This window comes from Hymenobacter sp. R533113 (assembly GCF_056835965.1).
This window is the reverse complement of the sequence record NZ_JAKWBD010000013.1, coordinates 1,241,443-1,267,060: the sequence shown is the minus strand read 5'-3', so window position 1 is coordinate 1,267,060 and position 25,618 is coordinate 1,241,443. Positions and strand designations below refer to the sequence as shown.

The window sequence follows — 25,618 nt, the reverse complement described above, 5'->3', positions numbered from 1 at the left end:
CTTACTATACTACGCAGCCAGAGTAAAAACAGAATTTGAAATCTTCGTTTGACGGATGGTTTCTATTTCGTGTTTCGCCTCTCTGCCTTAACTCACTTTAGCGGCGATTGCGCCGCTAGCCCAGCCACGATTTCCTGAGTACGGACGCTCACGGTGCAGACTTGCGCCAGCAACAGCGCCACCGCGTCGCGGTGGTCAGCGAAGCGGTAGGTGTTGAATTGGGCCCGAATGGTGGGGTCTTTCGGGGTTTTCTCCTTGTACTGGTCGAGCACCCACTCCAGGGCCGAGCGGTTGCCGAGCCGGTATTCCCAGGCCGAAGCCGGAATGCCGGTGAGCAGAGGCTCGTCGTTGTAGTAGATAATACCAGCTTCGTGGTCGGCTTTGAAGCGGGTTTTGGCGACGCGCTCTGCGGGGGTGCGGGGGTGCGGGGGTGCGGGGGTGTACGTCTCTAAACCGGCCAAAGTTGATATTGTCTCATAGTTAAGATGCAGCTCTAACAACTCCTGGCCCGCAGCAGCCCAGGTGTGAAAAGCCGGATAAAAGGGCAGACGCGGAAAGTCGCGTTTCAGGTTTTGGGCGTAGGCGGCGCGGTAGTGCGGGTCGTGCAGCACGGCGTAGGCGTAGTGGAAAATTTGCCCCCCACTGATGCTTGCGTCGTCGTAGTGCGTGCGAAATTGGGCTAAGCCCCAAGCGGTGGTGTTGGATTGTTTGTCGCCATTTTTATTGTAATAATGAAGCGGTATAACCTGCGTATCGCCCACAAAATGCAAGTCAATCATTTTGTTAGAGCCAAGCACATGAAAAGGCTTAGTCGCCGATGTGGTTGAGAAATTAAGCGTCAAATTATCTTTCTTGCCATCGGCACCAAATACGCTGGGCATTTGATACTGCATTTCATTTAAGCTACTATTGAAGTAAAGCAACGTCTTGAAGAAAGGCCGGTACAAGGTTTCAATTATTGCGCCCTTGTTTAAAACATAGCTTTTGCCTTTAATTAAATCGGCTTTTACTGCCCGCGTCCATTTAATTCCTGTATCAAAAGAAACCTTTGCAGCGGGTGTTTTGGCCTTTTTTGCGGTTTCTAAATCGATGTTATACTTGTCAATCAAATAGCCAACTTTAGTAGTTAACGCTTCTTTGTTCATGTCATACACCCATTCATCTCGATTGGTCACTACACCCAGTGAATAGAGTTTGAACAAAGCATTTTCTCCGCTCAGAGTTTTGGCGGCTTTCGTTTCCTTTGAAACCAGCGGCACCAAACTCTCCCAGTCATTATCCGTTTGCCCGAGCCAGTTGCCTTTCGCGTCGGGCCGGATGCGGTCGAAATCCAGGTCGGTGAATTTGGTTTCGTGCAGGAACGTGAGCTTTTCGGGGGCCGTTTCGTCGGCGGGGCGGCCGAGGTAATAGATGCGGGCCTGCTGGCCTTTCTTCTTGGGCTGCTTGATAAAAAAGCCCACCGCCACGCCCGTCTGAATGCCGAACACGTTGTGCTTGGTACCCGAGAGCTTGGGGTTGGCGCGCACGTCGCCGCCCAAATCCACGAGGTAGATGTCCGAAAACTCGTCGGCCACCACCTTGCGGAAACCATCGAAAGTGCGCGAGTGAATGAAGCTGCTGTTGGTGATGAAGGTGAGTACGCCCTTGTCGGCCAGCCGGTCCGAAGCCCACCGGAAAAAGCGGGCGTACATATCGTAGAGCTTGGTTTTCTGGGCCGTGCTGCGGGCTATGTACGTGTCCTTGATGCGCTTATCAACTTCCTTGTAGGTGCGGTTTTTGTTGTTGTCGTTCTCGCTTTGCTGGTTGGCGTTGTAGGGCGGGTTGCCGATAATCACCGAAATCTCCCGCTCGTTCTGCCGCTTGATGCGCTGGGCATTTTCCAGGCCCAGCCCGAAGCTCAGGCCGAGCTGCCCGCGCCGGGTTTTCTGAAAGCCCACGTTATCCAGCGTGTCCACGAAGCAGATATTATGGAACTCCTCGTACTGGCCCAGACGCTGCTTGTAGGTGTACTCAATGTTGAGGTTGGCAATGTAGTAGGGCAGAATGGCCACTTCGTTGGCGTATAGCTCGTGCTGGTACTTGTGGGCCAGCGTCTTAAGCGGCAGGTAGTCGAGCAGCTCCGTGATGAAGGTGCCGGTGCCCGTGGCCGGGTCCAGTATCTCCACGCCTTTGTCGCCCAGCAGCTTATCGAAGTGCTTTTCGGTCAGGTATTCGGTGCTCTCAATCATGAAGCGCACCACCTCGTTGGGCGTGTACACGATGCCCAGCTTGTCGGCTCCTTTGGGGTTGTAGGCGCGGTAGAAGTTCTCGTACACCACCTTCAGAAACTTCTGCTTCTCCTTGTGGCTGGCAATGCTGGCCGCCTGGGCATTTATCACCTCAAAATAGGGCCGGATGCGCTCCAGCGTGTCGCGGCGCGTGGCCCCGGTGAAGAAGGTATGAATAACCTTTTCCAGCTCGCGGGCAATGTTGTTTTCGCGGTGAAACTGCGTCTCATCGAACACCCGGTTGAAGATGTCCTCGGTGAGAATGTGCTGAATCATCATCTCCCGCGCCTCCGTTGGCCCAAACTCGGGATTGATGCTTGCTTGTCCCAGCCCCACAAATGCCGCCAGCGCCGTTTGAAACGCGGCATTCGTCTTCTCCGACTGGCCGATGCTCGCGCGCAGGCTTTCGACTACCACTGGCAAATCGTCGCGGAAGTGGCGGATGGCCTCGCGGAAGGTGCGTACCTCGGGTCGCTCGTAGTTCAGAAACTGCGTGAGCAGCCGATCAGTAGCTTCCGCCTCGGCCAGCGACACGCGCAGCACTTCCGCCCCGGCCTGAATGAGCACCGCCTGGTGCGAGTCCTCGAACAGAATATTATCCTGGGGGTAGCCTTTGGCGAATTTCTTCTCAATTTCCTCGTCCAGGTCGTCGGCTTCGTCCTTGCTTTCCCAGTAGCCCCAGGCCAGGCGCAGGGCATCTTTCACGGTGCCGTCGGGGAATACCGTTTTGCCGTTGGGCAGCTTATAATCCAGCTCTGGAATCAGCAGAAAGTCTTTCTGCTTGCAATAGTCATTCAGCAGATTCTGAAACGCGACCCGAATAGAGGTTTCCTTGCGCGAGCCGCCAAAGCGGATGATTTTTTCAACTTCGGATTGATAGTTCTGAATAAGCAGCCGCGACATGAAGGCAGAATAGGGGAATTGAGAATAAGGATTAATAAGTTAAATGTAGCGGAAGAATAAGGAAGAAAGCCGCATGGCAAACGGCTGCTCCATAAAACCCAAAAAGCCCCCCAGCGCCGCCTGTCACCGCCGCCGCCGCCACGCCAGCGTTGACTGGTTGGCGCACGTATAGTAGCTTCCTGCTTCCAACGCCCTGTACCTGCCCTGTATGCTTTCTGAACCCACCTACCTGGCGGCCCGCGTGGTGGCCCCGATGATTGAAGCGCACTTTGCCCGGCATCGGGCGGCCGCCAGCACGGAGCAGGCAGTTCATCTGGGGCCGCCGCCGCCGGCGCATCTGGTGGAAGTGATGATAGACGTGGCGTTTTGGGCCAGTCTGCGGCGGGAGGAAGGGCACCCGCCCAGGATTTCGCTGGCCCTGCTGGAGCCCGCGCAGGCAACCCAGGCGGTGGAGTTCACCAAGCGTCGACTTATTCCTTATAACCTGCTTAAGCTGGCGCCCGCCGTGGAGCAGCCGGGCATTCACCTGGGCGTGTGGCACGATGCGGAGGGCCTCTACGTGTGGGGCACCGCCACGGGCACACCGCCGCTGTGCCTGGTGCTGGAAGTAGTGGAGCCCGGCCTGCTGGTGGCCAAGCACCGCCGTGCCGATGGCTTCGGCAAGTTTGTGAATGTGGCCATCCTGCGCGGCGAGCAGCTTCAGCTCGTCGATGCCGAAAACATGGCCGTCGACGACTGTCCGGCGCTGCAGAAGTTTCTGCCGGACCCAGGTCTGCCCGATGCTGCCGGTGAGCTGGATAACGTGCTGGTGGAGCTGGCCGCCGTGATGCGCGCCCACGGTCGGGGCGGACTGGTGCTGGTGGTGCCCACCGAGTCGAGCAAGTGGCAGGAGTCGATTATACATCCCATGACCTATCCCGTGCTGCCCGTGTACACCGGTATTGCCGAAATGCGCCAGCAGGAGCAGGCCAAATGGGAGTGGCGCGAAGAGATTCAACGGGCCATTAGCATCGTGGGGGGCTTTACCGCCGTCGATGGGGCCACTATCATCACCCGCGACTACCATCTGCTGGCCTTCGGGGCGAAGGTAGCCCGCGCCAAATCCAGCGCGCCCGTCGATAAAATGGTGCTTACTGAGCCCGTCGTAGAAAGTGAGGCTAAGTATATGCATCCGGCCCAGAACGGCGGCACGCGCCACCTGGCCGCCGCGCAGTTTGTGTACGACCAGCGCGACGCCGTGGCGCTCGTGGCGTCGCAGGATGGCTATTTTACGGTTTTCGCCTGGTCAACGTCCCTGGAAATGGTGCATGCCCACCGCATTGATGTGCTGTTGCTATAGAAATTGTCTAATCCGCAACGATGTTATCATGCGGAGGAATCGGAGCATCTCTGCTGCTTCGTTGGATTACTACTCAGTGGAGATGCTTCGATTCCTCCGCATGACGCAAAATGCCATTCTTATCAATTGCCAAACAAGCTCTCAGCCTGTTTATAGGCAACCTGTGCTCGTTTTTGCGTAAGCCGATATAGCTAGCGGTTGCGCTTCTAGTTACAGTCCGTGCTCAGACCAGCTTTTACACTTCTAAAGCAACGCCTAATGAATAGACGCCAACTTGTATTTACTGCGATTCTCTTGACTGGCTTTAGTGCCAGCTGCAACCAATCTGGCCAGGAGCAGCGCACGCAGACCCAGGATACGGAAGCCACGGCGCAGGCCACGAGCCAGACAGGCCCCGCGCCGCTCGAAACCCGCGAGGCCAACGTGCCCGACCAGCGCCCCACCTTCCCCGAGCAAACCCGGGCCCGCAGCATCAGCTCCACGGCGGCCTTCGACGTGGTGGTGCTGGCCAAAGAACTCAAACACCCCTGGGCCGTGGAGCCGCTGCCCAACGGCGACCTGCTGATAACTGAGCGACCCGGCCTGCTGCGCATCGTGTCGGCTACGGGACAGGTGGGCGAGCCCATCAAGGGATTGCCCGCAGTGTACGCTGAGGGGCAGGGCGGCCTGCTCGATGTGGCGTTGAGCCCAACATTCGGCACCGACCAGATTATTTACTGGTCGTTTTCTGAGCCGCGGGGCGCTAAGGGCAACGCTACCAGCGTGGCCAAAGGTGTGCTGTCCGCCGACCGTCGGAGCCTGAGTCAGGTGCGGGTGATATTCCGGGCGCTGCCTGCCTACGACGGCAACCTGCACTACGGCTCCCGCCTGGCGTTTGGACCCGATGGTATGCTGTACGTAAGCCTGGGCGAGCGGTCCGACAAAGAAATTAGGCCCCAGGCTCAGCAAATGGATAGCCACATGGGCAAAACGCTGCGCATCACTCCCGACGGCAAACCGGCTCCGGACAACCCATTTGCCAAACAAGCCGGCTCGCTACCCGAAATCTGGACGGTGGGCCACCGCAACGTGCAGGCTACGGCGTTCGACGCGCAGGGGCAGCTTTGGACAGTAGATATGGGTCCGCAGGGCGGCGACGAAGTGAACCGGATTGAGGGGGGCAAAAATTATGGCTGGCCGCTGGTGACGTTTGGCGAGGAATACTCAGGTGAGCCCGTTCCCAACTCTGTTACCACCAAGCAGGGCTACGTGGACCCCGTGTATTACTGGGACCCGGTGATTGCGCCCTCCGGAGCCCAGTTCTACACCGGCGATGCCTTTCCGGCCTGGCGCGGCAATCTGTTTGTGGGTGCCCTCAAGGACCGGGAATTGGTGCGCCTGCAACTGGATAATGGCCGCGTGACCGGCGAAGAGCGTCTGCTTTCTGACCGCAAGCAGCGCATCCGCGACGTGCGGCAGGGACCAGATGGCGCCCTGTACGTGGTGACGGATGAGGCCGACGGCGAGCTTTGGAAAATTGCCCCCCAAGCTGGCAAATAGACGGTATACTAGCTGCTGGGGGGCAAATTGGTAGCACAAACGAGAAGAGGCGGACGCTCCCGGAGCATCAGCCTCTTCTCGTTTAACCCTTATTCTATAATTTGATTTTAACAGTTAGCTGCTTATCAGCGAAGGGTTGCAAGGCAGTTAATTCTTGGTCGATTTTTAGCGACCAAGCGGCTTGTTTAGTGTGGTCGGGGTAAATCTCGCTGTCATATTTGTCGTGCATTAGTTGGGCATCTGAGATGATTTGCCGATAAATGGTTTCGTGTTTGGCTTCTAGTTCTCTCGTATCCGCTACTTGTTCTTTGAGGGCTTTAATGAAGCGGCGCGCTTGAATTTCGGTTATATCAAAGTGGCCTTGCTCGTGCTCCAAGGTGTGCGCAACATTTTGGGTGCCTTTAAAATAAGAATCCCGGCAGTTAAAAAAGGTCTCGACGGTTAGCTGAACGTTACCCTTAAATACGCGGCCAATGTAGTTGTATCGAATATTGCTGCTGGTAGCGGCCTCGAAAGGGCGGCTCTCGGTGCTGCCCTTAAAATCAGCCTGCTTCAGCCGGCGCGCCGGATGCCACACAATCTCTTTTTCGTACCGCGACACATCGGCTACCCGGAGCGCCTTGGCCCTGATGCGGTGGCAAGTACTCCGCATATCAGGCAGCTGGTGCTCGTAGATTTGTAACACATTGGCGCCCATTTGCCTGGCCTCTTTCGTGGCCAGCTCCACTACTTTTTCATAAGTACAGTTTACTGCCAGGCCTGCGTCTTTAATGTAGATGTCGCCCAACTCTTTGGCTTGGTCATCTAATTTTTCTGTCTCCTCGATAACTAAAAAGACCTCGTTCGCGGTCAATGGGCTGGCGCTTTGGAGTGAGCTGACAACTACTGAAGGAGCGCAAGCAGTAAGCGATAAGCATAGGTATGCGGCTGTAAAAACGCGTTTCATGTAAGGGTGCGACCAGAAAAGATGGGTTTATATCCAAGAATATCTAGGCGCTACTGGTGCACATATCTGGCCAAATCAATGCTCGATTCGTCGTCAAACCCCCTAAAAGCGAGAATCAGCCCACACCCAGGAAGACCTTTCTATTTCGCCCCCCAGCGCTTCTCCCGCCACGCCTGCTGCTGGGCGGCGTCCAGAAACGTCCAGGCTACGATGCGGCTGCTTTTCTGGCCTTGCGCCATGTTGATGGTGCGCACCTCCGCAGCCCCCACCTTTTCCAGCGACTTATACAGGCCCGGCAACGTTTCCTTCTTCGATACCAGCGTCGTAAACCAGAAGATGTTGCTCTTGCTGAGGGTGCTCTCCTGGGCCATACGCCACAGAAACGTAGCCTCGCCGCCGGGGTACCACAGCTCCGTGGCCTGACCGCCGAAGTTCTGGGTGGGCGGGGTCTGGGGGGCTTTTTGGGTGTCCAGATTGTGCTCCTTGCGCCGGCTGCTGGCTTCGGCTTCGGCTTGCGAGCCATGAAACGGCGGATTGCACATCGTCAGGTCGAAGAACTCCTTGGGCTCGACGATATCGTTGAAAATCTGGACGGAGGAAGGTTGGCGGCGTATATCCACGTTGCTGGCCACAGTGCTGTTGCTGGCTACAATCTGCTTGGCCATGCGCAGAGCTACCACGTCTACGTCGGTGCCCACGAAGCGCCAGCCGTACTCCTTATGGCCGATGATAGGATAGATGCAGTTGGCCCCCACGCCCACGTCGAGTACCCGAATGCTTTTGCCCCGTGGAATCACGTCGGCATTGACGGAGGCGAGCAGATCGGCTAGGTAGTGAATGTAGTCAGCGCGGCCGGGGATGGGCGGGCACAAGTAGCCAGCCGGAATATCCCAGTTCTGAATACCATAAAACTGCTTCAGCAGCGCCCGATTCAGCGCTTTTACCGCCTCTGGGTTGGCGAAGTCAATACTGGCGTTATCGTACTTATTTACGGCCACAAACGCGGCCAACTCCGGCGAGACACTGGTTAACTGGGGAAAGTCATAGCGGCCTCGGTGGCGGTTGCGGGGGTGCAGCGAATCTTTTTCGGCAGCATCTTGGAGCGGTTCGGTGGACATTATGCGAGGGGTAAGTGAAGGCGGCGTTTAGCGCCTGTAAAGCCGGCGTACCGTTTTCAAATCTAACCAGAGTTGCGGCAGGCGTTCTTGAAGTTGCGCTGGAAGCTTTTCGCTGCGGTCCGCCGTGGACTACGACTCCTTCAGTCGTAGTACCACGCCATGCACTTGGGCCCTAAAACAAAAGCGGCGGCAGCCCCTGAAGGAGCTGCCGCCGCTTGTATGCCGAAGGTTAGGACGCTGGCGTAGATCGTTTTATCAAAAGCTAAGCCTCGGCCAATTTAACAGAAACGGCGGTTGGTCCTTTCTGGCCCATGGCCACTTCGAACGTCACCTTGTCGTTTTCTTTGATCTGGTTGATCAGCCCGTTGGCGTGCACGAAAATGCTTTCCTGGGTCTGCTGATCCTTGATAAAGCCGTAGCCTTTCGAGTCGTTGAAGAAAGAAACAATACCCTTGCGAATTACGTCGGGCTGCTCCATGTCTTCCTGCTTCATGGTCGTAATCTGGATGTCCTCCTGATTAATAACCTTCTTCTTTTTTGGATCCGGAGGAGAATCGACAATGTTGCCGTTTTCGTCAACGTAAGCCAGCATATCCTCTAAGCTCTGACCCTTCTGCGCGTTAGCTTGGCGCTCCTCCTTCTTCTCGGCCTTATCGGTCCGCTTCTTTAATCGTTTCTTCTCATTTTCTTTTTTACCAAACGTTGCTTGTGATCTAGCCATTTTTATTTTTTGATTTTAGGTAATACAAACTGTTTTTTCAGGCAGAGCCGGAAGCTCAAAGCAGGCCATCATCTTAAGACAGATGGCGAAAAACTAAAGTTCAGCACGAAGCATAAACGTCTTAGTATAAAGCTGAACCACGGGGAGCGCCTGCCTGAGGGAAGAAGAAACGGGGCAGGGAATCATCAAAGTTACAGCAATTCAACTTCTTCCTGCTGCTGAGAGATAGAAAAACTGTCAAGTGCTACTACGGTGCCGGGGGGCAAATTGTGCAGGTGAATAGCGCCAACCCGCACGCGCAGCAGGCGCAGCGTCGGAAAGCCCACCGCCGCCGTCATTTTACGGACCTGCCGGTTCTTGCCTTCCGTCAGGGTAATGGACACCCAGCTGGTAGGGCCGTGGCGGTCGTCGCGGATTTTGCGGGTGCGGGGGGCAAATTCCGGCGCCGTCTCTAATTTAAAAGCGGTGCAGGGCGAGGTCTGGTATTTTACGTCGCGAATACCGATTTCGACGCCTTGCTGTAATTGCGCAATTGCTTCGTCCGTAATTATTCCGTCGACCTGGGCGTAATATTCTTTCTCTACTTTTTTACTGCGTACCTGCTCGCTCACTTTTCCGTCGGTGGTCAGCAATAATAGCCCTTCACTTTCTTCATCCAGGCGCCCGATGGCCATCGTTCCTTCCGGAAAGTCATGTAAGTCGCCGAGCAGTTTCTTCTTTTTTAATTCACAAACGAATTGACTTAAATAGCCATACGGCTTGTGAATTATAAAGTGTTGATGCGACATGTACGATGCGAATTAAATTAACTGGATGCTTAAGCGACGGGTACTGCAATTGTTTCGGTAAGAAATAAGATCAATAAGAAGGGATGCGTTATCTAATTACTAATCAAGAATTAAGCAAATTATTCGCAAGCTAGCTCTTCCCGTGGCGTATGCACTGAGCGTTTGGTAAGACCAACGTAAATAGCGCCGCTTCGCTTACCTGACCCAACCTCGGCTCAACCGTCACCGTACAGCGGCCGATGGCAATGTATTAGCTAATGCCTATTTTTTAATTTCTGTTCCCGCGCCCATGAAATCTGCCCTGATTCTTCTTTCCTGCGTCTCCGCCCTGTCGGTGGCCTCTTGCACGCCCGACAAACAAGCCGCCGTGGATGCGGCCACCACGCCCTCAGCCGATACGGCCGTAGTAGTTGATAACGACGTGGTGATGCTCTACCGTGAGCAAGGCAACCGCGTAGCCACCCGCGTCACCACCGATCTGGGTATCACCGATACCGCCCAGGTGCGTCAGGTGCGCCGCGTGTATGATACCCGCGCCACCCGCTTGGGCGAAGTAGACACTCGCTACGCCGCCGACACCACCGGCCGCACCACGGCCCTGCGTGAAATCGACCGCACCACCGACACCGAAATCAAAGACATTGTGAAGGACAATGAGCGCTACCTCACCTACGAGGAAAAGCGCGCTACCTATTACACGGGCGAGGAATATGCCGCTGAGGCGGATGAGAATGTAATACCCACCTCAGCCGATGCGCCCGTAGCCACGCGTCTGACGCGCCGTCGCGAGCCAGGCACTGTTAAGTACGAACGGAAGAAAAACGGTGATACGAAGATCGTGTACGCCGACGGCCGCACGGTGAAAATCGACAAAGATGGCGACCGCAAAACCGAGTACCCCGACGGCACAAAAGTGAAGCGCGACGCTGATGATGGTGAGCGCAAAGTGAAAGACTAGCGATTAAGCTTCGCTTTGGCACTTAAATAAAGGAGCCCACACCATACTTGGTGCGGGCTCCTTTATTTAAGGCCCGCTTCTGGTTGTTCTCGCGTGGGCCTCACTCCCCGGCCCCCTCTCCTAAGGGAGAGGGGGAGCCTGACGCTCCCGCCTGCGCGGCCACGTCGGCTTGCGCCTCCAGAACGGCTACCAGTTCCACATGCTAAGCTCAAGATCAAAACAGCCCCTGAGTTGTTCTTGGGGGGCTTTTTTCTTTCTAAAAATCAGAAGGGGGTAACGGTTGCGGAGGCGCTAGCCGACGTGGCCGCGTAGGCGGAGCGTCAGGCTCCCCCTCTTTTTGGGAGAGGGGGCCGGGGGTGAGGCCCACGCCCGCAACTCATTCGTAATGCGCTCATTCCAGCGCGCCTGGGCGGCGTCATTGGTACCGTTGCCGGTTTCGCCGTCATATTGCTCCTGCATGCGGTTCATTTCCTGATACGACAACAGGTATTGATGCTGCAGGTGGCCGGCGTAGTAGTCGACGGACAGCGTGTCCTGCCGAATTCGGCGCTTAAAGCGCTCCACCACTAGCTTCACCACATCAAAATGGCGCTGTTCGTGGTTGAGCGTATAGGGCGTACGGGCGTGGTCGGCTACCCAGGAGGAGCTGCGCACCACAAACGTCTTCATAGTTATGCGCAGCTGCATTTTGCCCCCCACCACCTTCGTGGAGCCCTGGTACGAGAAGTTGGGAAACACCACCGCCGCGGTATTGCCACCCGATTGGCGGGTGCCCCTGAAATCGGAAAAGTCAAGGGGGCGCTTGGGGTCGTAGAAAAGCGTGTCGGCTTCCTGATTATCCGTGTAATCGGTGAAGAAAACCTGTACCCCAGTCGCCAGTTTGGCGTTGTGGGGGGCATTTTGCTTTACCCAGGTGTGCAGGTACCGCATAGCCTCGGTTAGGGCCTGGCGCAGCGTGGGCTCCACAACGGCCAGCTGACCAGCAGGGCGGCCGTAACGAGCGGCGCCCTGATACTCGGTCAACGCCACGGTTTGGCCGTCGCGCTGCCAGTCGAAGGCCATTTTTATACGAATGCGGCCGTCTACTCGGCCGGGCGCTTTGGGGTCGGATGTCTCCGTGACTTTGCACTCGCGCAGACGGATTGTAATAGGGCGCAGCTTCTTATCGGTGGGAAGCGTCTGGTGAATAAACTGCCGAATGGCGCTTAGGCCTCCGCCCTGCAAATCAACGGACTGCGCTTTGGGCGTAGGTACTGCCGTGGTAGGCGGCGGTAGCAACGAAGCTACCGCGCCGCGGCCCGAGCGCTCATCCACTACTTGAGCTACGTAAAACTCCTGGGGGGCAAAAGTTTGAGCAGGCACCAGCAAACGAATGGGTGGCACTGGCCCCACCGACTGCGCCGCCAGCAAGAGCAGAACCGAAAGCACTGCTACTGCCCAGCGCGTCGGCGGGCGCAAAAATCAGCAACATGGAGTCGTAAAAGTGGTGAGCCAGTAGCTTGTCATATAGGCTTCTACACAAGAGTATTGGCAAAACGTTCCCACTCGAAAAAAGCAAAAAGCCCCCCAGAAACTTTATGGAGGCCTTTTTTTCATAATAAAAGCGTCTGTTGCGCTAGCGTAGCAACCTGGTCTACATCACCACCTGAATAGTCTGAGTGACAAAATTCCGTACCTTAGAAGACGCTCTTTACTGCCTCGCCCTCCCGCATGGAAACGCTTGATACTCCGATTGCCGCCGCCTCTGCACCCTTTGATCCGACTGTGCTGCCGGAAATTTTTGGGCGGCTAAAAACCCGTAGCGAAGTCATGCGTCGGGAAGACGCCAGCGAGCGGATTGTGCGCCTGCGCCAGTTGAGTCAGTGGATAGAAAACAATCGCACGCGCATTCAGCAGGCCATGTACGCCGACTTCCGCAAGCCCCCTGAAGAGGTGGACATGTCGGAAATCTACGTCTCGCAGGTGGAGCTGAAGCATACCATAAAGCACCTGGCCAAGTGGATGAAGACGCGCCATGTAGGTACGCCGCTGGCCATGATGGGCGCCAAAGGCTGGGTGCAACCCGAGCCCAAGGGTGTCGTGCTCATCATTGCCCCCTGGAATTACCCTTTTACCTGGCCGTCGACCCGCTGACGTCCGCCTTAGCCGCGGGCAATTGCTGCATCCTCAAGCCCTCCGAAATGACGCCCGCCACCAGCGCCCTCATCCGGCAAATGGTGGAGGAAGTATTCGACCCCAGCGAAGTAGTGGTGTGCGAAGGCGACAAGGACGTATCCACGGCCCTGCTCAAGCTGCCCTTCGACCATATTTTCTTCACCGGCAGCCCCCAAGTGGGCAAAATAGTGATGCGCGCCGCCGCTGAGCACCTCACCTCCGTTACGCTGGAGCTGGGGGGCAAATCGCCGGTGCTGGTAGACGAAACCGCCCACCTGCGCGACGCCGCCGAGAAAATAGTGTGGGGCAAATTCCTGAACGCCGGCCAAACCTGCGTCGCTCCCGACTACTTACTCGTGCACGAAAAAGTCCGCGACAAGCTAATCAACGAAATCCGAACGGCCACCCGCCGCCTCCACGACCCCACTGGCGAAGGCGTACAGCAGTCCAATACCTTCGCTCGCATCGTGAATCAGCATCATTTTCAGCGCGTTAGCAAGCTGCTGGAAGAAGGACAGCGCCTGGGGGGCATTTTGGAGATGGGCGGCATCGTCGACTCGTCGGACAACTTCATTGAGCCCACGCTTTTAGCTGAAGTGCCGCCGGAGGCCGGCCTGTGGAAAGAAGAAATCTTCGGCCCCGTATTACCGCTGCGCACTTACAGTACCCTCATGGAAGCCGTAGATTTCATCAACGACCGGCCCCGGCCCCTGGCGCTTTACCTCTTCAGCCGCAGCGCCGAAAACCGCCGCTACGTACTAAAGCGCGCCCCCGCCGGTGGGGTTTCTATCAATGATACCATCATTCACCTCATGCACCCCGAGCTGCCCTTCGGCGGCCTCGGCAACAGCGGTATGGGTCGCGCCCACGGCCGCTACGGCTTCGACTCCTTCTCCAACCTGAAAGCCGTGCTCAAGCAGCGCATCGGCCAAACATCCATCAAGCTGCTCTATCCGCCTTACACGCCCAAGGTAAAGCAGATGATGGAGATGGTGATAAAGTGGTTTTAGCTATCCTGGTTTTATGTAGAGACGCGATACTTCGCGTCTCCCCGTTGAACAATAAACACCTGTCATCCTGAGGTCAGAGAAGCAAACGTAGAGACTCGTTCCAATATGTCTCTACACATTTAAATAAGCGTCAAACCGCAACGTTAGACGGATTTTTGTGACTCAAACTACGCGGCATGCCGAGTATATCGAAAAAAATACCGATATTTTCAGACCCGCAATCTGCGTGATCAACATTCTGCTTCTGAATTGATTATGAATCCCACTCCCGCCCAGCGTACCCTTCTTCTCGCCCTCGCCGACACGTTTATCCCTGGCATTGAAGGCAAATCAGAAAAGGCGGATTTTTGGGGCCGCCGCGGATCTGAGGGCGTCGATGTAGACAAGGCTTTTGCCGCTATTTCGGCTCAACCGGAAGGGGCTCAGCAAGAGTTTCGCCAGTTGCTGAAGCTGATGGAAAACCCGGCTTTAGGACTGACCTGGTTTGGGCCGCTCAAACCCTTTCTGCGCCTGGATGTCGCGCAGCGTCAGCAGATGCTGCAAAGTTGGGCGGGCAGCAATGTGCCCCAACTGCGCAAAGGCTTTCACGCACTACGGAAGCTGCTTACTTTCCTCTACTACGGCTCTTCATCGGCCGAAAAAGGCAACGCTACGTGGGGGGCGCTGAACTACCCTGGCCCGCTGCCCGACGCCGTGGTAGACTCATCGAAACCACTGAAAACCCTGCGGCCGACCATAGATGTTACCTACAACTGCGACGTGCTGGTGATAGGCAGCGGGGCCGGAGGTGGCGTGGTAGCCGCCGAATTAGCTGTTGCTGGCCACGATGTATTAGTGCTCGAAAAAGGCCCCTACTGCCACGGCTGCGACTTCACCCAGCGCGAAATAGATATGATGGGGCAGCTCTACGACGCGCGCGGGGCTCTGAGCACGCAGGATGGCGGCGTAGCTTTGTTGGCCGGTAGCTGCCTGGGTGGCGGCACTACCGTCAACTGGGCCGGCTCGTTTCGCACCCCCGATTATGTGTTGGAAGAATGGGCCCGCGAGCATCAGGTGCCACACTTCACCTCTGCTGAGTTTAAAGACAGCCTGGATGCCGTGAGTCGCGCCCTGAGCGTGAATACCGATTATCTGCGCCACAATGGCCAAAATCAAGCCCTCAAGGACGGCTCGGCCAAACTGGGCCAAACGACCAGGCTGATTCCAAGGAACGAAAAAGGCCTCACTGACTCCGAGGCGCACTTCCAGGGTCTGGGCTACACCACTCTCGGCGACCGGTACGGCATCAAGCAAGGCACGTTGAACACGTATTTGCCCCAGGCTTTTGCCCACGGCGCCCGCCTGCTGGCCGATACCCGCGTGGAGCGCGTGACGGTGCAGGCTGGCCAGGCCACGGGCGCCGAAGCCGTGCACACTACCTCCGACGGTCAGCAAGTGCGCGTGACGGTGCGGGCGCGGCGCGTGGTGGTGGCCGGTGGCGCCATTCAGACGCCGGCGCTGCTGTTGCGCAGCGGGTTACACCATCCGCACTTAGGTCAGCACCTGCATTTGCACCCTACGGTGGCCGTTTCGGGGCTTTATCCGCAGCTGATGAACCCGTGGCACGGGCCGAGCATGTCGGTAGTAAACGACTGCTTCACCCGCCTCGATGGCACCAACTTCGGGGTGAAGCTGGAAACGCCCCCCGCCCATGCGGGCCTGATGGCCATGGTGCTGCCCTGGCAATCGGGTGAGCAGCATAAGCAGCTGATGCTGAACGCAGCGCATTTGGGCAACTTCATTGTGCTGACCCGCGACCGGGATGGTGGCCGCGTGACTATTGATCAGCACGGCGCCCCACTGGTGAACTATGTGCTCAGCCCTTTCGACCGCAATTCCATGTTGCAGGGCGTGCGCGCGGCGGCCAATATTCATGTGGCGGCTGGGGCGCATACGGTGTATTTGCCTCATAGCACTTTGCCCACACTCCACACGCAGAATGGCGTAATGCAAAACCCCGAAGTGCTGGATAAGCTGCCGCACTTAGGCTGGAAACCGAATCAGTTCAGCCTATATAGTGCCCACCAGATGAGCACTTGCCGCATGGGTGGCGTGCGGACAACGCACCCATTGGCACCCAGCGGCGAAACCTACGAGGTAAGTAACTTATATGTGGCCGATGGCTCAGCATTTCCGGCTTGTAGCGGCGTCAATCCGATGCTGACTATTATGGCGCTGGCCCATTATACCGCCCAACAGATAAAGGCCGGGTTAGTAGCCAGCGGAGCCAAAGCCCGGCAGCAGCTGGCCGTTAGCGAGTAGGTTTCGGAGATACGGTGGGGGCAATTATGCGCGGCAGGAGGGAGAGTATGGCCATTTGCCGCTATTTCGCGTATGCAGGGCACACTCCTACATCTTGCCCCATGCGTGCTGCTCCCTTTCTTTTTCTCTGGCTTTGCTGATGGCCACTACGTTTAGCTGTGCCCGACGCAAAAAAGTCAACATTCCCAACGCTCCCACGACCACCGTTGCTCCTGCGCCCGCTCCGGCTGCGCCCGTAGAGCGCCGCGCCGCCCGCGACCTCACCGACGTGATGACCGACGAGCTAAAACTGCTCCCCGATCAGCAGGTGAAGGTGCGCGCCATTCTGACTTCTACCGTGGAGCAGGTAAATGATGCCCAGAAAAAATACGGCGCTGACCGCGCGGCCCTGTTAACCGATTTAAAAGCCATTAATGCTCGCTCGGAAGGTCAGCTGAAGCAGGTGCTCACGCCTACTCAATACCAGCAGTATCAAACCAAGAAGCGGGCGATGCAAGCCGAAATGCAGTCTCGCAAAACCGGTGGTGGACGCTAGAAAGCTTCCTGGTTATTAAGGCCCACAACTGAGAAGATGATAAAGGCCGCGCCTGTCATGCTGGGCAGAGCGAAGCATCTCGCTTGCTGACCCTGGATTACTGCCCTGACTACTGCTGGCGAAATGCTTCGCTCTGCCCAGCATAGCTCCTTGAGAAAATTCAAAGAAAAAGCCCCCTAGCGTCGTGCTGGGGGGCTTTTTCTTGGATGACAGCTTTGCTTGCCATAAGCCTTGTTAAGGTAAGGGTCTGATAAATAATATTCAGAAAATATATCTGTTTTAGTATCTGCACTTTAATCTCACGAGGCAACCGTTGGCCTGGTCTAAGCATCTTTCGGGCTACTGGATTGCCGTTGCTAAAAAGTAAAGACACTGGTTATCAGAGCTTATTCAGAAATTAATACTATGATTTCTTTGAATTCTAAATAAAAGTATTCTACTTTGTATTGCCCACTACTAGGTTAGACACTTAAGCCAGTTTTATTTTCTACACCATGATTGAGCTGCGCGATATCCGTAAAAGTTACGAAGTGGGTTCCAACCGGCTAACTGTGCTAAAGGGTATCGACCTGCATATACGGGAAGGGGAGTTGGTGAGCATTATGGGCTCATCGGGATCGGGAAAGAGCACCTTGCTTAATATCCTGGGCATCTTGGATGACTACGACAGCGGCGAGTATCGGCTCGCCGGCAACCGCATCGACCGCAACCTCTCGCAGACGCGCGCGGCGCAGTATCGCAACCAGTTTTTGGGCTTTGTATTCCAGTCGTTTAACCTGCTGAGCTTTAAAAACGCCATGGAAAACGTGGCGCTGCCGCTCTACTACCAGAAAGTAAGTCGCAAGGAGCGCAACCGCATGGCCCTCGAATACCTCGACCGCGTGGGCCTGCTCGACCGCGCTGACCACTTGCCTAGCGAGCTGTCTGGGGGGCAAAAACAGCGCGTGGCCATTGCCCGCGCCCTTATTAGTCAGCCCAAACTCATTCTGGCCGACGAACCCACCGGCGCCCTCGATACCCAAACCACTCAGGAAGTGATGGATATTTTCAAGCAGGTAAACCGCGAGGGTATGACCGTCATCATCGTGACTCATGAAAACGACATTGCTGCCCAAACTCACCGCATGATTCGGGTGCGCGACGGACTGGTGGTAGATGATGAACAAAGCACGAACGAAGAGATGCTCGCTGCCCAACGATTTATCAGCTAAACACTAGCTAAACAAGTATTTAAGGCGTTGATGCTAGTCGCTGTCCGCCTCTCGAAACCAAGCATTTAACTTTTAGTGTCATGAAAAAGAACATACTAATTTGGGTGTTACTGCTACTGGTTAGCACCGCCCAAGCCCAGGTTACGGCCAATGTTGATAAGCAGGCCTTGTCCAAGCAGATAACTCAGTTGATGCGCAACCCCAAGAAGCCGAATCAGGACTTGCAGTTCGTACTCAATAGCTGCCATGCCCAACAGATAATCCGCGATAATAAGGCGGATGTGCAGATGTCGCAGCCGGTATCGGTGAGCTACAGCAAGGGTGAATCGGGCTGGGGCGTGAAGCTCAAAGACGGCATGTTTGAAATGAAGCTGGACTTTGAATGGGCCGACGTAACGAACCTGAGCTACGAGCGGGAAACCGATGACGATGATCAGAATTACTACAGCCTGAAGATCAAGAGCCAGAAAAAAGGCAGTGGCACCACCTTCGACCTGCCCTTGTATACTACCAACGAAACAGTAGTGAAGAGCGTGATGCAGCGCCTGGAAAAAGTACGCCAAAGCTGCAAGTGAGGTCAATTAACATTTAACAGTTAACAATGAGCAATTAACAATTAAGCTGCTTCAAAATAGCTCCTCATAAAAAGGAAGAGCCTGTTAAATGATAATTGATAACTGTTAAATGTAAAATGTTCGACGTCGACAAATGGCAGGAAATTCTGGGTACCATGCGCCGCAACAAGCTACGCACCTTCCTGACCGCGTTTGGGGTGTTTTGGGGCATTTTCATGCTTGTACTTTTGCTGGGCGCGGGCAAAGGAATGGAGAATGGCATCTTCAAGGAGTTTGGTTCCGGGGCCCGCAACAGCTTGTATATCAGTGGGGGTAAAACGTCCATTCCTTACAACGGCCTGAAGCCCGGTCGCGAAATCAAGCTCACCAACGTTGATCAGGATGCTATCCGCCGCCAGATAGATGGCGTGGAGCTGCTGGCCACCCGCAACCGGCTTTTTGGCGAGTACACCATTATGCGGGGCACCAAAAACGGCTCTTACCAAGTGTTTGGGGCCAGCGCCGACTTCTTCGACCTGAACGGCGAGGTGCTCCATTCAGGTCGCTTGCTGAATCCGATGGACGTGATTGAGCGGCGCAAAGTGATGATTCTGGGTGAGAAGGTCCGCAAGGTGCTATTTGGCGATGAGCCGTCTTTGGGCCAGTACGTGCAGGTGAAGGGCGTTTTCTTTAAGATAGTAGGCACGTTCACCAACACTCAAAACCAGGGTCGTAACGAGGAGCGGGCCTACACGCCATTCAGCACCTTCCAAACGACGTTTAACCAATATAATCAGGTCCAACTCATGGGCCTGACAACGCACGCGGGCATCCCGGTTAAGCAGGTCGAAGACCAGGTGCGCGTGTTGCTGGCCGCCCGCCACAAGTTTGACCCTGCCGATAAGGAGGCGCTTGACCTGGAGAATAACGAAGAGGAAGTGCAGCGCTTTCAGGGCTTATTCACTGGTATTAAGCTGTTTGTGTCCATCATTGGCGTGCTCACGCTGGTGGCGGGCGTGGTAGGCGTCAGCAATATCATGCTCATCATTGTGCAGGAGCGCACCCGCGAAATTGGGGTGCGTAAGGCCCTGGGCGCTACGCCCTGGAGTATTATCAGCATGATTCTGCAGGAGTCGGTGGTCATCACGGGCTTGTCGGGCTACCTGGGACTGCTGGCCGGCGTGGCTGTGCTGGATGCGGTGCGCTACGCCCTGGACCAGGCCGGCGGTACTACGTCATACTTCGACCGGCCGGAAGTGGATGTTACGGTGGCCGTTAGTTCCATTCTGCTGCTGGTAATAGCCGGTGCCATAGCCGGTTTGGTGCCCGCCATGAAAGCGGCCAATGTGAAACCTATTGAAGCGCTGAGAGCCGAATAGAATGTAGCGCGAACGTTTAGTTCGCGTTTTGTTGGGGTTGTTGAAAATGCCCCACCGCCATAGTTCAACGATACGCGAACTGAAAGTTCGCGCTACAACCCTAACCCCATGTTCGACCTGGATAAATGGAGCGAAATCTGGAGCACCGTGCGGCGGCACAAACTGCGCACGGGGCTGACGGCGTTCGGCGTGTTCTGGGGAATCTTTATGCTGGTAGTGCTACTGGGCGCGGGCAAAGGCTTTCGCAACGGCGTAGAGCAGGAGTTCGATGTTGCCAAAAACGCCGTTTTTGTCTGGACCCAGCGCACCAGTGTGCCTTATATGGGGCTGAAGGCCGGCCGGTTTATTCAGCTGACCAACGACGATGTGCGGGCCATCGAGCGCGGGGTACCTGAGGCGGCTTTCATCTTGCCGCGCTGCGAGCTGCATGGCACGTTTACGGTGCAGGTGCCACCCAAAAGCGGGGCATTTACGGTGAAGGGCGAGTACCCTGGGTACCCCGCCATTCAGGCTTTGAATCTGGAGCAGGGCCGCTTCGTGAATGAAATGGACATTCGGGAACGGCGAAAGGTGGCCATTATCGGCGACCGGGTGGTGGACATACTCTTTATGGGAGCCAACCCAATGGGTAAGTATATCAACATCAAGGGCATCTACTTCCGCGTGGTGGGCGTGTTTAAGGGGACCGGCCGGCCCGAGGAAGCCCAGCAGAATGCGCAAACCATCTTTGTCCCGCTGACTACGCTGCAACTCGCTTTCAACCAAGTAAATAAGGTAGACTATTTCGCCTTTATCCCGAAGCCTGGCATTCCGGCAGCCGTTGTGGAAAACAAGGTGAAAGAAGTCTTGCGGCGTCAGCACAAAGTAGCGCCCACCGACGACCGCGCGTTCGGCTCGGCCAACGTGGAGGAGGAATATGCCCGCGTGCAGGGCCTGTTCACGGGCATCTCGGGCTTTAGCTGGCTGGTGAGCATCGGGACCATTCTGGCCGGTATTATCGGCGTGAGCAACATCATGTTGATCGTGGTGAAGGAGCGCACCAAGGAAATCGGCATTCGCAAGGCGCTGGGTGCCACGCCCTTCAGCATCGTGAGCCTGATTGTGCAGGAAAGCATCGTGCTGACGGCCGCCGCTGGTATGGTGGGGCTGCTGGCCGGCACTGCGCTGATGGCTGGCATTAATAAACTGATTGCCGGTGAGCAGATGAGCTTTTTTGCCAATCCGCAGGTGGATGTCGGCGTCGCCCTCACGGCTATCGTGCTCCTGGTTTCGGCGGGTGCGCTGGCCGGACTGGTGCCCGCTACCATTGCCGCTAGGGTGCAGCCGGTGGTAGCTTTAAAGGATGAGTAAAGTTGCCTCAACCCCCTTCTCTAGGGGAAGAAGGGGGACTAGTTCTAAAAGATAGAACCGGAATCTGCGCTACTTCCATCACCCATTCCACGGGAGAAGGGGGACTAGTTCTAAAAGATAGAATACTAGAAATGAGCTAGCAGTCCAGAAAAGCTACAAGCTAGTTCCCTTCTCCCCTGTGAGAAGGGGCTAGGGGTTGAGGCCCCACCAAAACAATAAACTCAATTACACAATACCCATGAAACGTATCTTTCTCGCTCTCTTAGTTTTACTGCTGTTGGCTGGTTTCGGCTGGCTGGGCTACTACTTCTACCGCCAAGCCAACGTTGACCCCGTCGTGTACAAAACGGAGCAGCCTTTTGTCGCTGACATTGTGAAGAAAACGGTAGCGACGGGCAGCATTGTGCCGCGGCGCGAAGTGCTGATCAAGCCCCAGGTGTCGGGCATTGTGGAGGAGCTGTACGTGGAGGCCGGGCAGCCGGTGAAAGAAGGCCAGCTCATTGCCCGCATCCGGACGGTGGCCAATGCCGCCAGCGTAAACAGTGCCCAAACCGGTATTCAGGCCGCACGCATTGCCCTCGACCTCAGCAAAACCGAGCTGGACCGCCAGCGGAAGCTTTTCGAGCAGAAAGTAATTGCTGAGCAGGAATACAACCGCGTGGAAGCTGACTACAAAGCTAAAAAGCAAGCCCTGGACGCGGCCCAAAGCAACCTCCAGATTGCCCAGCGCGGCGCCTCCCGCAACACCGGCGGCTCGCTGAACCTGGTGCGCTCTACCATCACCGGGCTGCTGCTGGATGTGCCAATCAAAGTGGGCGCGTCGGTCGTAGAGCGCAACAACTTCAACGAAGGCACCACTATCGCCTCCGTGGCCGACATGAAAAGCCTGGTGTTTGAAGGCAAAATCGACGAGAGTGAAGTGGGCAAAGTGCGCGAGGGCATGGACCTGAACCTGACCATCGGGGCGCTGGAAAACCAGGCGTTTCCGGCCACGCTCGAATACATTGCGCCCAAGGGCATCTTGGAGGAAGGCGCCATCAAGTTTCAGGTGCGCGCCCGCCTCAACCTCAAGCCCGGCCAGTTCCTGCGCGCCAACTACTCAGCCAACGGCGACATCGTGCTGGGCCGCCGCGACGACGTACTGGCCATTCGGGAGAGCCTGCTCCAGTTCGGTAAAGTGAACAAAGACAGCGTGTTTGTGGAGATTGAAAAAGCCCCCCAGCAGTTCCAGAAGCGTATGGTTAAGACCGGTTTGTCGGATGGCATCAACGTCGAAATCGTGTCGGGGCTGGGTAAGGAGGATAAGGTGAAAGTGCTGGGCCCACCGGCGGCGGATGAGAAGAAAAAGTCGTAAAAGCGTGGCGCGGACCGAAGCCCGCGCCACGTCGCTAGCGGCAAGGCAAACGCTAGCGTAGCTACTTTACGAATTCATCTAACCGCCGCAGATTAAATTCGGGAGAGTTTTCGACTAGGTGCTTGAGAATAGATACATGTCCGACGCCGACCAGTACTAATATCCTGTCGTTTTTGACGGCTAACCGCTGCACGTTAGCAAACATGCGGATGTTGCGGTTGAACCAGCGCGTGATAAAGCCATCGGCACCGGCCGGCTGGGTAGCGGTGCCAATGGGCGTGGTAATGAAGTACGCGCTGTGAAAGCGCCGCAGGGAGTTGTCACTGTTGAGGTAGAGCAGGTAATCCTTGAGGTTGGATTGGTAGGCGAGCGTGTCCTGGTATTGATAGAATGCTGCGTACCGTGCGCTCAGGCGCTGCATGGCCCGACTCTGAGGCTGGCTTTCCTGGGCCTGCATCCAAGCGGAGTCTTTGGGTGCCAGCTTAAACTGGAACGGCGGGGTATCGATGGCAAATACGCGCGGGTGGTTTAGTTGCTTCGCTAGCCGAAAGCCAATCTGCGTGATTTCGTTGCGAGTGGTTTTGAGCTTTTCGCCCGTGAAGTCAGCGTAGTTCTTGTCAAGGCGTTCTTGCGCGTCGGCGGGGTGCTCCACCATTATTTTGGTGGGTTTGAAGCGGGCAATCAGTTGGGTTAGCTCAGCTATTTCCTTCTGCCGCCCCGCCGACAGTACATCAACCTCCAGCTTGCCGCTGGTTTTGTGGGCGTCCAGGCCCGGATAATTGAAGTGAAATACGCCGAGCAGGAGAACTTCGGCTTTCTTCAGAGAGTCGGGAAAAAAGGCCTTCTCCCGGAGCTTAACAGCTTTGGTAGGGAAGCTCTGGCTCTGGCTCTGGCCCGGCTCAGCTACCGCGCACAGCAGGAGAAGCACAAACAGGATACGGGCGAGGCGTTGGGGAGTGTTGTTGGCGGTCTGCATGAGGAAAAAGTAGTTTGTTAGCTCCTCTAGGCGAGAAGAATGACCTAAAGGTGAACCACCCCGCACGCAGCCTCAACTATATTATCCCAACTTCCTCAAACCTGATACAAACCCGCGCTGGGGGGCTTTTTTGGTTTGCAACGTGAAATCGGGGCTTGCTCCCGCCAACCTCGGGGTTGGGATAAAAAACTGCCAGCGTCCAGCTACTTACAGTAGTTTTGAGAATGAAGCACTGGTCAACAAAGAAGCTACACATTGTAGGCTGGGTGGTGTATGCCGCCTACATGTGGGTGGGCGCGCGCCTCAACGATTGGCACCCCTTAGTCAGTGACTGGCGTAGCAACTGGTTGCTAGTGTCTCATCTGGTGCTGCGTAGTCTGGAGTTTTATGTGTGCTATGGGCTGCTGTATCCGCGCCTGCTGCGCCCCGGCCAAATTCCCACGCTGCTCATGGCATTGGTTGGCGTTGTAGCCTGTTATATCGGGCTGCGCTACGGAATTGAGGAGATGCTATATCCGACGCTGCTGGGGTTTCGCAACTACAACCCCGCGACTTCCACTCCCTACTATATTCTCGATAATATCTACTACGCCAGCCCCGCCATCGTGATAAGCGGCGTGGTGTGGAGCTTTGAGGAAACGCTGCGGCGGGAGCGCGAAAACCGGCAGCTGCGCCAGGAGAAAACCCAGGCTGAGGAAGCGTTTCTGCGCACCCAGATCAACCCGCATTTCCTGTACAATACCCTCAACTACTTCTATTCCCTGGCTTATCCGGTGTCAGAGCAGCTGGGCTCGGCTGTGCTCAAGCTCTCGGACCTGATGCGCTACATGCTGCACCAGCGCCCGGATGGCCAAGTGGAGCTAACCCGCGAGATTGACTACCTGCGCAACTACATCGACTTGTATAGGCTGCGCTTTGGGGGGCAATTTTTCGTCGATTTTACCGTAACTGGAAACCCCGATGGGCGGCGCCTGCCGGCTTTGCTGCTGATTCCGTTCGTGGAAAACGTTTTCAAGCATGGCGTGCTGAATTGCCCCGGCAAGCCCGTGCAAATAGCGCTAACTATCAAGCCCAAAGAGCTGAGATTTGAGGTAAACAACCAGATTGGCCAGCACCAGAAAGACGCTACCAGCGGCATTGGGCTGGCCAATGTGCGGCGGCGGCTGGAGCTGCTGTGCCCGCAGCGGCATACCCTGACGGTGAGCCAGACCCCGGAACGGTTTCAGACCTCGCTCCAGCTGCGGGAAACATAAGCTGGGGGGCATTTTGGGGAGTGTAAGTGTGTAAGCTTTAGTAAAAATAAAAGTCTGTGTCATGCCCATTAGGTCGTCATGCTGAATCTGGCGTCCGCTTGTCGAAGCATCTCTACCGCTTCGTTGCACTAACATTGAGATTAGTCACCAGTAGAGATGCTTCGACAAGCGGACGCCAGATTCAGCATGACGGCCTAATGGGGCATGACCCGAAAGTAAAATCACCAGATACGCTCTTATGATCCGTTGTATTGCCGTCGACGACGAAGCTTACGCCTCCGTCATTCTTGCCGACTATATCCGCAAGGTGCCTTACCTCACGCTGGTTGGTACCACTACCAACCCCATTGAGGCGCTGACCTGGGTGCAGCAGGGCCGCGTCGATTTGATGTTTCTGGACATCCAAATGCCGGAGCTGACGGGCTTGCAATTTCTCAAGCTCTGCGGCACCCGCTGCAAGGTTGTCCTGACCACGGCTTACCCCGAATACGCCCTGGAAGGCTACGAAAATGACGTGGTAGATTATCTGCTCAAGCCCATTTCCTTCGAGCGTTTCCTGAAAGCAACCCAAAAAGTGCTGACTTTAGCGGCCGCACCGGAGCCTACCCCGCCAGCGGAGGCTAATCCCGCCGCGGCGGATACCTATCTGTTTGTGAAAGGGGAAACCAAAAACAAGTATATCCGCATCGATTACGCCGATATTCTCTTCGTGGAAGGCCTGAAAAACTACGTTTCCATTCACCTGCCCACCCAGGTGTTCGTCACGTATCAGTCACTCACGCAGCTGGAGCAGCAGCTGCCCCGGCCGCCGTTTGTGCGGGTGCACAAGTCCTATATCATCTCCCTGAATAAGATTCGGATGGTGGACGGCAACACGCTCTATATTCAGGATAAGATGGTGCCCGTGGGCGAAACGTACCGGGAACAGCTCTACCGGTTGGTGCGCACGCCATAGCTAACTG

19 protein-coding genes and 1 pseudogene are annotated in these 25,618 nt (G+C 55.9%); 13 read left to right on the top strand and 7 right to left on the bottom strand.

Annotated elements, in window-relative coordinates; translation table 11 throughout:
* Positions 1–92: 92 nt before the first annotated feature.
* Positions 93–3,170, bottom strand: a complete 3,078-nt coding sequence (locus MKZ35_RS14745) for a type ISP restriction/modification enzyme (RefSeq protein ID WP_482513988.1) — start codon at positions 3,168–3,170, stop codon at positions 93–95.
* A gap of 208 nt (positions 3,171–3,378) precedes the next feature.
* Here MKZ35_RS14745 and MKZ35_RS14740 point away from each other — a divergent pair, with 208 nt between their 5' ends.
* Positions 3,379–4,509 (top strand): putative sensor domain DACNV-containing protein, encoded by a 1,131-nt coding sequence (locus tag MKZ35_RS14740; RefSeq protein WP_482513987.1) that lies wholly within the window; start codon positions 3,379–3,381, stop codon positions 4,507–4,509.
* 294 nt (positions 4,510–4,803) lie between these two features.
* Entirely contained in the window at positions 4,804–6,048 is a 1,245-nt protein-coding gene (locus MKZ35_RS14735) for a PQQ-dependent sugar dehydrogenase (RefSeq protein WP_482513986.1), read from the top strand.
* Positions 6,049–6,142: 94 nt separating this feature from the next.
* Here MKZ35_RS14735 and MKZ35_RS14730 read toward each other — a convergent pair whose 3' ends face one another.
* From MKZ35_RS14730 to MKZ35_RS14715, 4 genes are all read right to left on the bottom strand, one after another.
* A complete protein-coding gene (locus MKZ35_RS14730; protein WP_482513985.1) occupies positions 6,143–6,901 on the bottom strand; it encodes a hypothetical protein in 759 nt (252 codons plus the stop codon).
* A gap of 233 nt (positions 6,902–7,134) precedes the next feature.
* The gene (gene rlmF, locus MKZ35_RS14725; protein ID WP_482513984.1) at positions 7,135–8,112 is read right to left on the bottom strand and encodes a 23S rRNA (adenine(1618)-N(6))-methyltransferase RlmF; all 978 of its coding nucleotides are present in this window, start codon (positions 8,110–8,112) and stop codon (positions 7,135–7,137) included.
* A gap of 262 nt (positions 8,113–8,374) precedes the next feature.
* Positions 8,375–8,833, bottom strand: coding sequence for a cold-shock protein (locus tag MKZ35_RS14720; protein WP_482513983.1), 459 nt, complete (start codon positions 8,831–8,833; stop codon positions 8,375–8,377).
* A gap of 191 nt (positions 8,834–9,024) precedes the next feature.
* Positions 9,025–9,621, bottom strand: a complete 597-nt coding sequence (locus tag MKZ35_RS14715; RefSeq protein WP_482513982.1) for a pseudouridine synthase — start codon at positions 9,619–9,621, stop codon at positions 9,025–9,027.
* Positions 9,622–9,910: 289 nt separating this feature from the next.
* Here MKZ35_RS14715 and MKZ35_RS14710 point away from each other — a divergent pair, with 289 nt between their 5' ends.
* Positions 9,911–10,579 carry a T-complex 10 C-terminal domain-containing protein gene (locus tag MKZ35_RS14710; RefSeq protein ID WP_482513981.1) on the top strand — a complete coding sequence of 223 codons (669 nt, stop codon included), beginning with the start codon at positions 9,911–9,913 and terminating at the stop codon, positions 10,577–10,579.
* A gap of 291 nt (positions 10,580–10,870) precedes the next feature.
* Here MKZ35_RS14710 and MKZ35_RS14705 read toward each other — a convergent pair whose 3' ends face one another.
* Positions 10,871–12,037: a hypothetical protein gene (locus MKZ35_RS14705; protein WP_482513980.1), complete on the bottom strand. Its 1,167-nt coding sequence runs from the start codon at positions 12,035–12,037 to the stop codon at positions 10,871–10,873.
* Between the two features lie 252 nt (positions 12,038–12,289).
* Here MKZ35_RS14705 and MKZ35_RS14700 point away from each other — a divergent pair.
* The 8 genes and pseudogenes from MKZ35_RS14700 (at position 12,290) to MKZ35_RS14665 (ending at position 22,427) form a co-directional block, all read left to right on the top strand.
* Positions 12,290–13,743, top strand: a pseudogene (locus tag MKZ35_RS14700) (aldehyde dehydrogenase family protein).
* A gap of 255 nt (positions 13,744–13,998) precedes the next feature.
* Positions 13,999–16,044 (top strand): FAD-dependent oxidoreductase, encoded by a 2,046-nt coding sequence (locus MKZ35_RS14695; RefSeq protein WP_482513979.1) that lies wholly within the window; start codon positions 13,999–14,001, stop codon positions 16,042–16,044.
* A 139-nt stretch (positions 16,045–16,183) separates the two neighbouring features.
* Positions 16,184–16,579 (top strand): hypothetical protein, encoded by a 396-nt coding sequence (locus MKZ35_RS14690; RefSeq protein ID WP_482513978.1) that lies wholly within the window; start codon positions 16,184–16,186, stop codon positions 16,577–16,579.
* Positions 16,580–17,073: 494 nt separating this feature from the next.
* Positions 17,074–17,790 (top strand): ABC transporter ATP-binding protein, encoded by a 717-nt coding sequence (locus MKZ35_RS14685; protein WP_482513977.1) that lies wholly within the window; start codon positions 17,074–17,076, stop codon positions 17,788–17,790.
* 80 nt (positions 17,791–17,870) lie between these two features.
* Entirely contained in the window at positions 17,871–18,365 is a 495-nt protein-coding gene (locus tag MKZ35_RS14680) for a hypothetical protein (RefSeq protein ID WP_482513976.1), read from the top strand.
* A gap of 116 nt (positions 18,366–18,481) precedes the next feature.
* The gene (locus tag MKZ35_RS14675; protein ID WP_482513975.1) at positions 18,482–19,723 is read left to right on the top strand and encodes an ABC transporter permease; all 1,242 of its coding nucleotides are present in this window, start codon (positions 18,482–18,484) and stop codon (positions 19,721–19,723) included.
* Positions 19,724–19,831: 108 nt separating this feature from the next.
* A complete protein-coding gene (locus MKZ35_RS14670; RefSeq protein ID WP_482513974.1) occupies positions 19,832–21,073 on the top strand; it encodes an ABC transporter permease in 1,242 nt (413 codons plus the stop codon).
* A gap of 238 nt (positions 21,074–21,311) precedes the next feature.
* Positions 21,312–22,427 carry an efflux RND transporter periplasmic adaptor subunit gene (locus MKZ35_RS14665; RefSeq protein WP_482513973.1) on the top strand — a complete coding sequence of 372 codons (1,116 nt, stop codon included), beginning with the start codon at positions 21,312–21,314 and terminating at the stop codon, positions 22,425–22,427.
* A 61-nt stretch (positions 22,428–22,488) separates the two neighbouring features.
* Here the strand turns inward: MKZ35_RS14665 and MKZ35_RS14660 are convergent, their stop codons facing one another.
* Positions 22,489–23,403, bottom strand: a complete 915-nt coding sequence (locus MKZ35_RS14660; RefSeq protein ID WP_482513972.1) for a DUF5694 domain-containing protein — start codon at positions 23,401–23,403, stop codon at positions 22,489–22,491.
* 224 nt (positions 23,404–23,627) lie between these two features.
* Here MKZ35_RS14660 and MKZ35_RS14655 point away from each other — a divergent pair, with 224 nt between their 5' ends.
* Positions 23,628–24,656: a sensor histidine kinase gene (locus tag MKZ35_RS14655; protein WP_482513971.1), complete on the top strand. Its 1,029-nt coding sequence runs from the start codon at positions 23,628–23,630 to the stop codon at positions 24,654–24,656.
* Positions 24,657–24,894: 238 nt separating this feature from the next.
* Positions 24,895–25,611 carry a LytR/AlgR family response regulator transcription factor gene (locus MKZ35_RS14650; protein WP_482513970.1) on the top strand — a complete coding sequence of 239 codons (717 nt, stop codon included), beginning with the start codon at positions 24,895–24,897 and terminating at the stop codon, positions 25,609–25,611.
* The last annotated feature ends 7 nt before the right edge of the window (positions 25,612–25,618 follow it).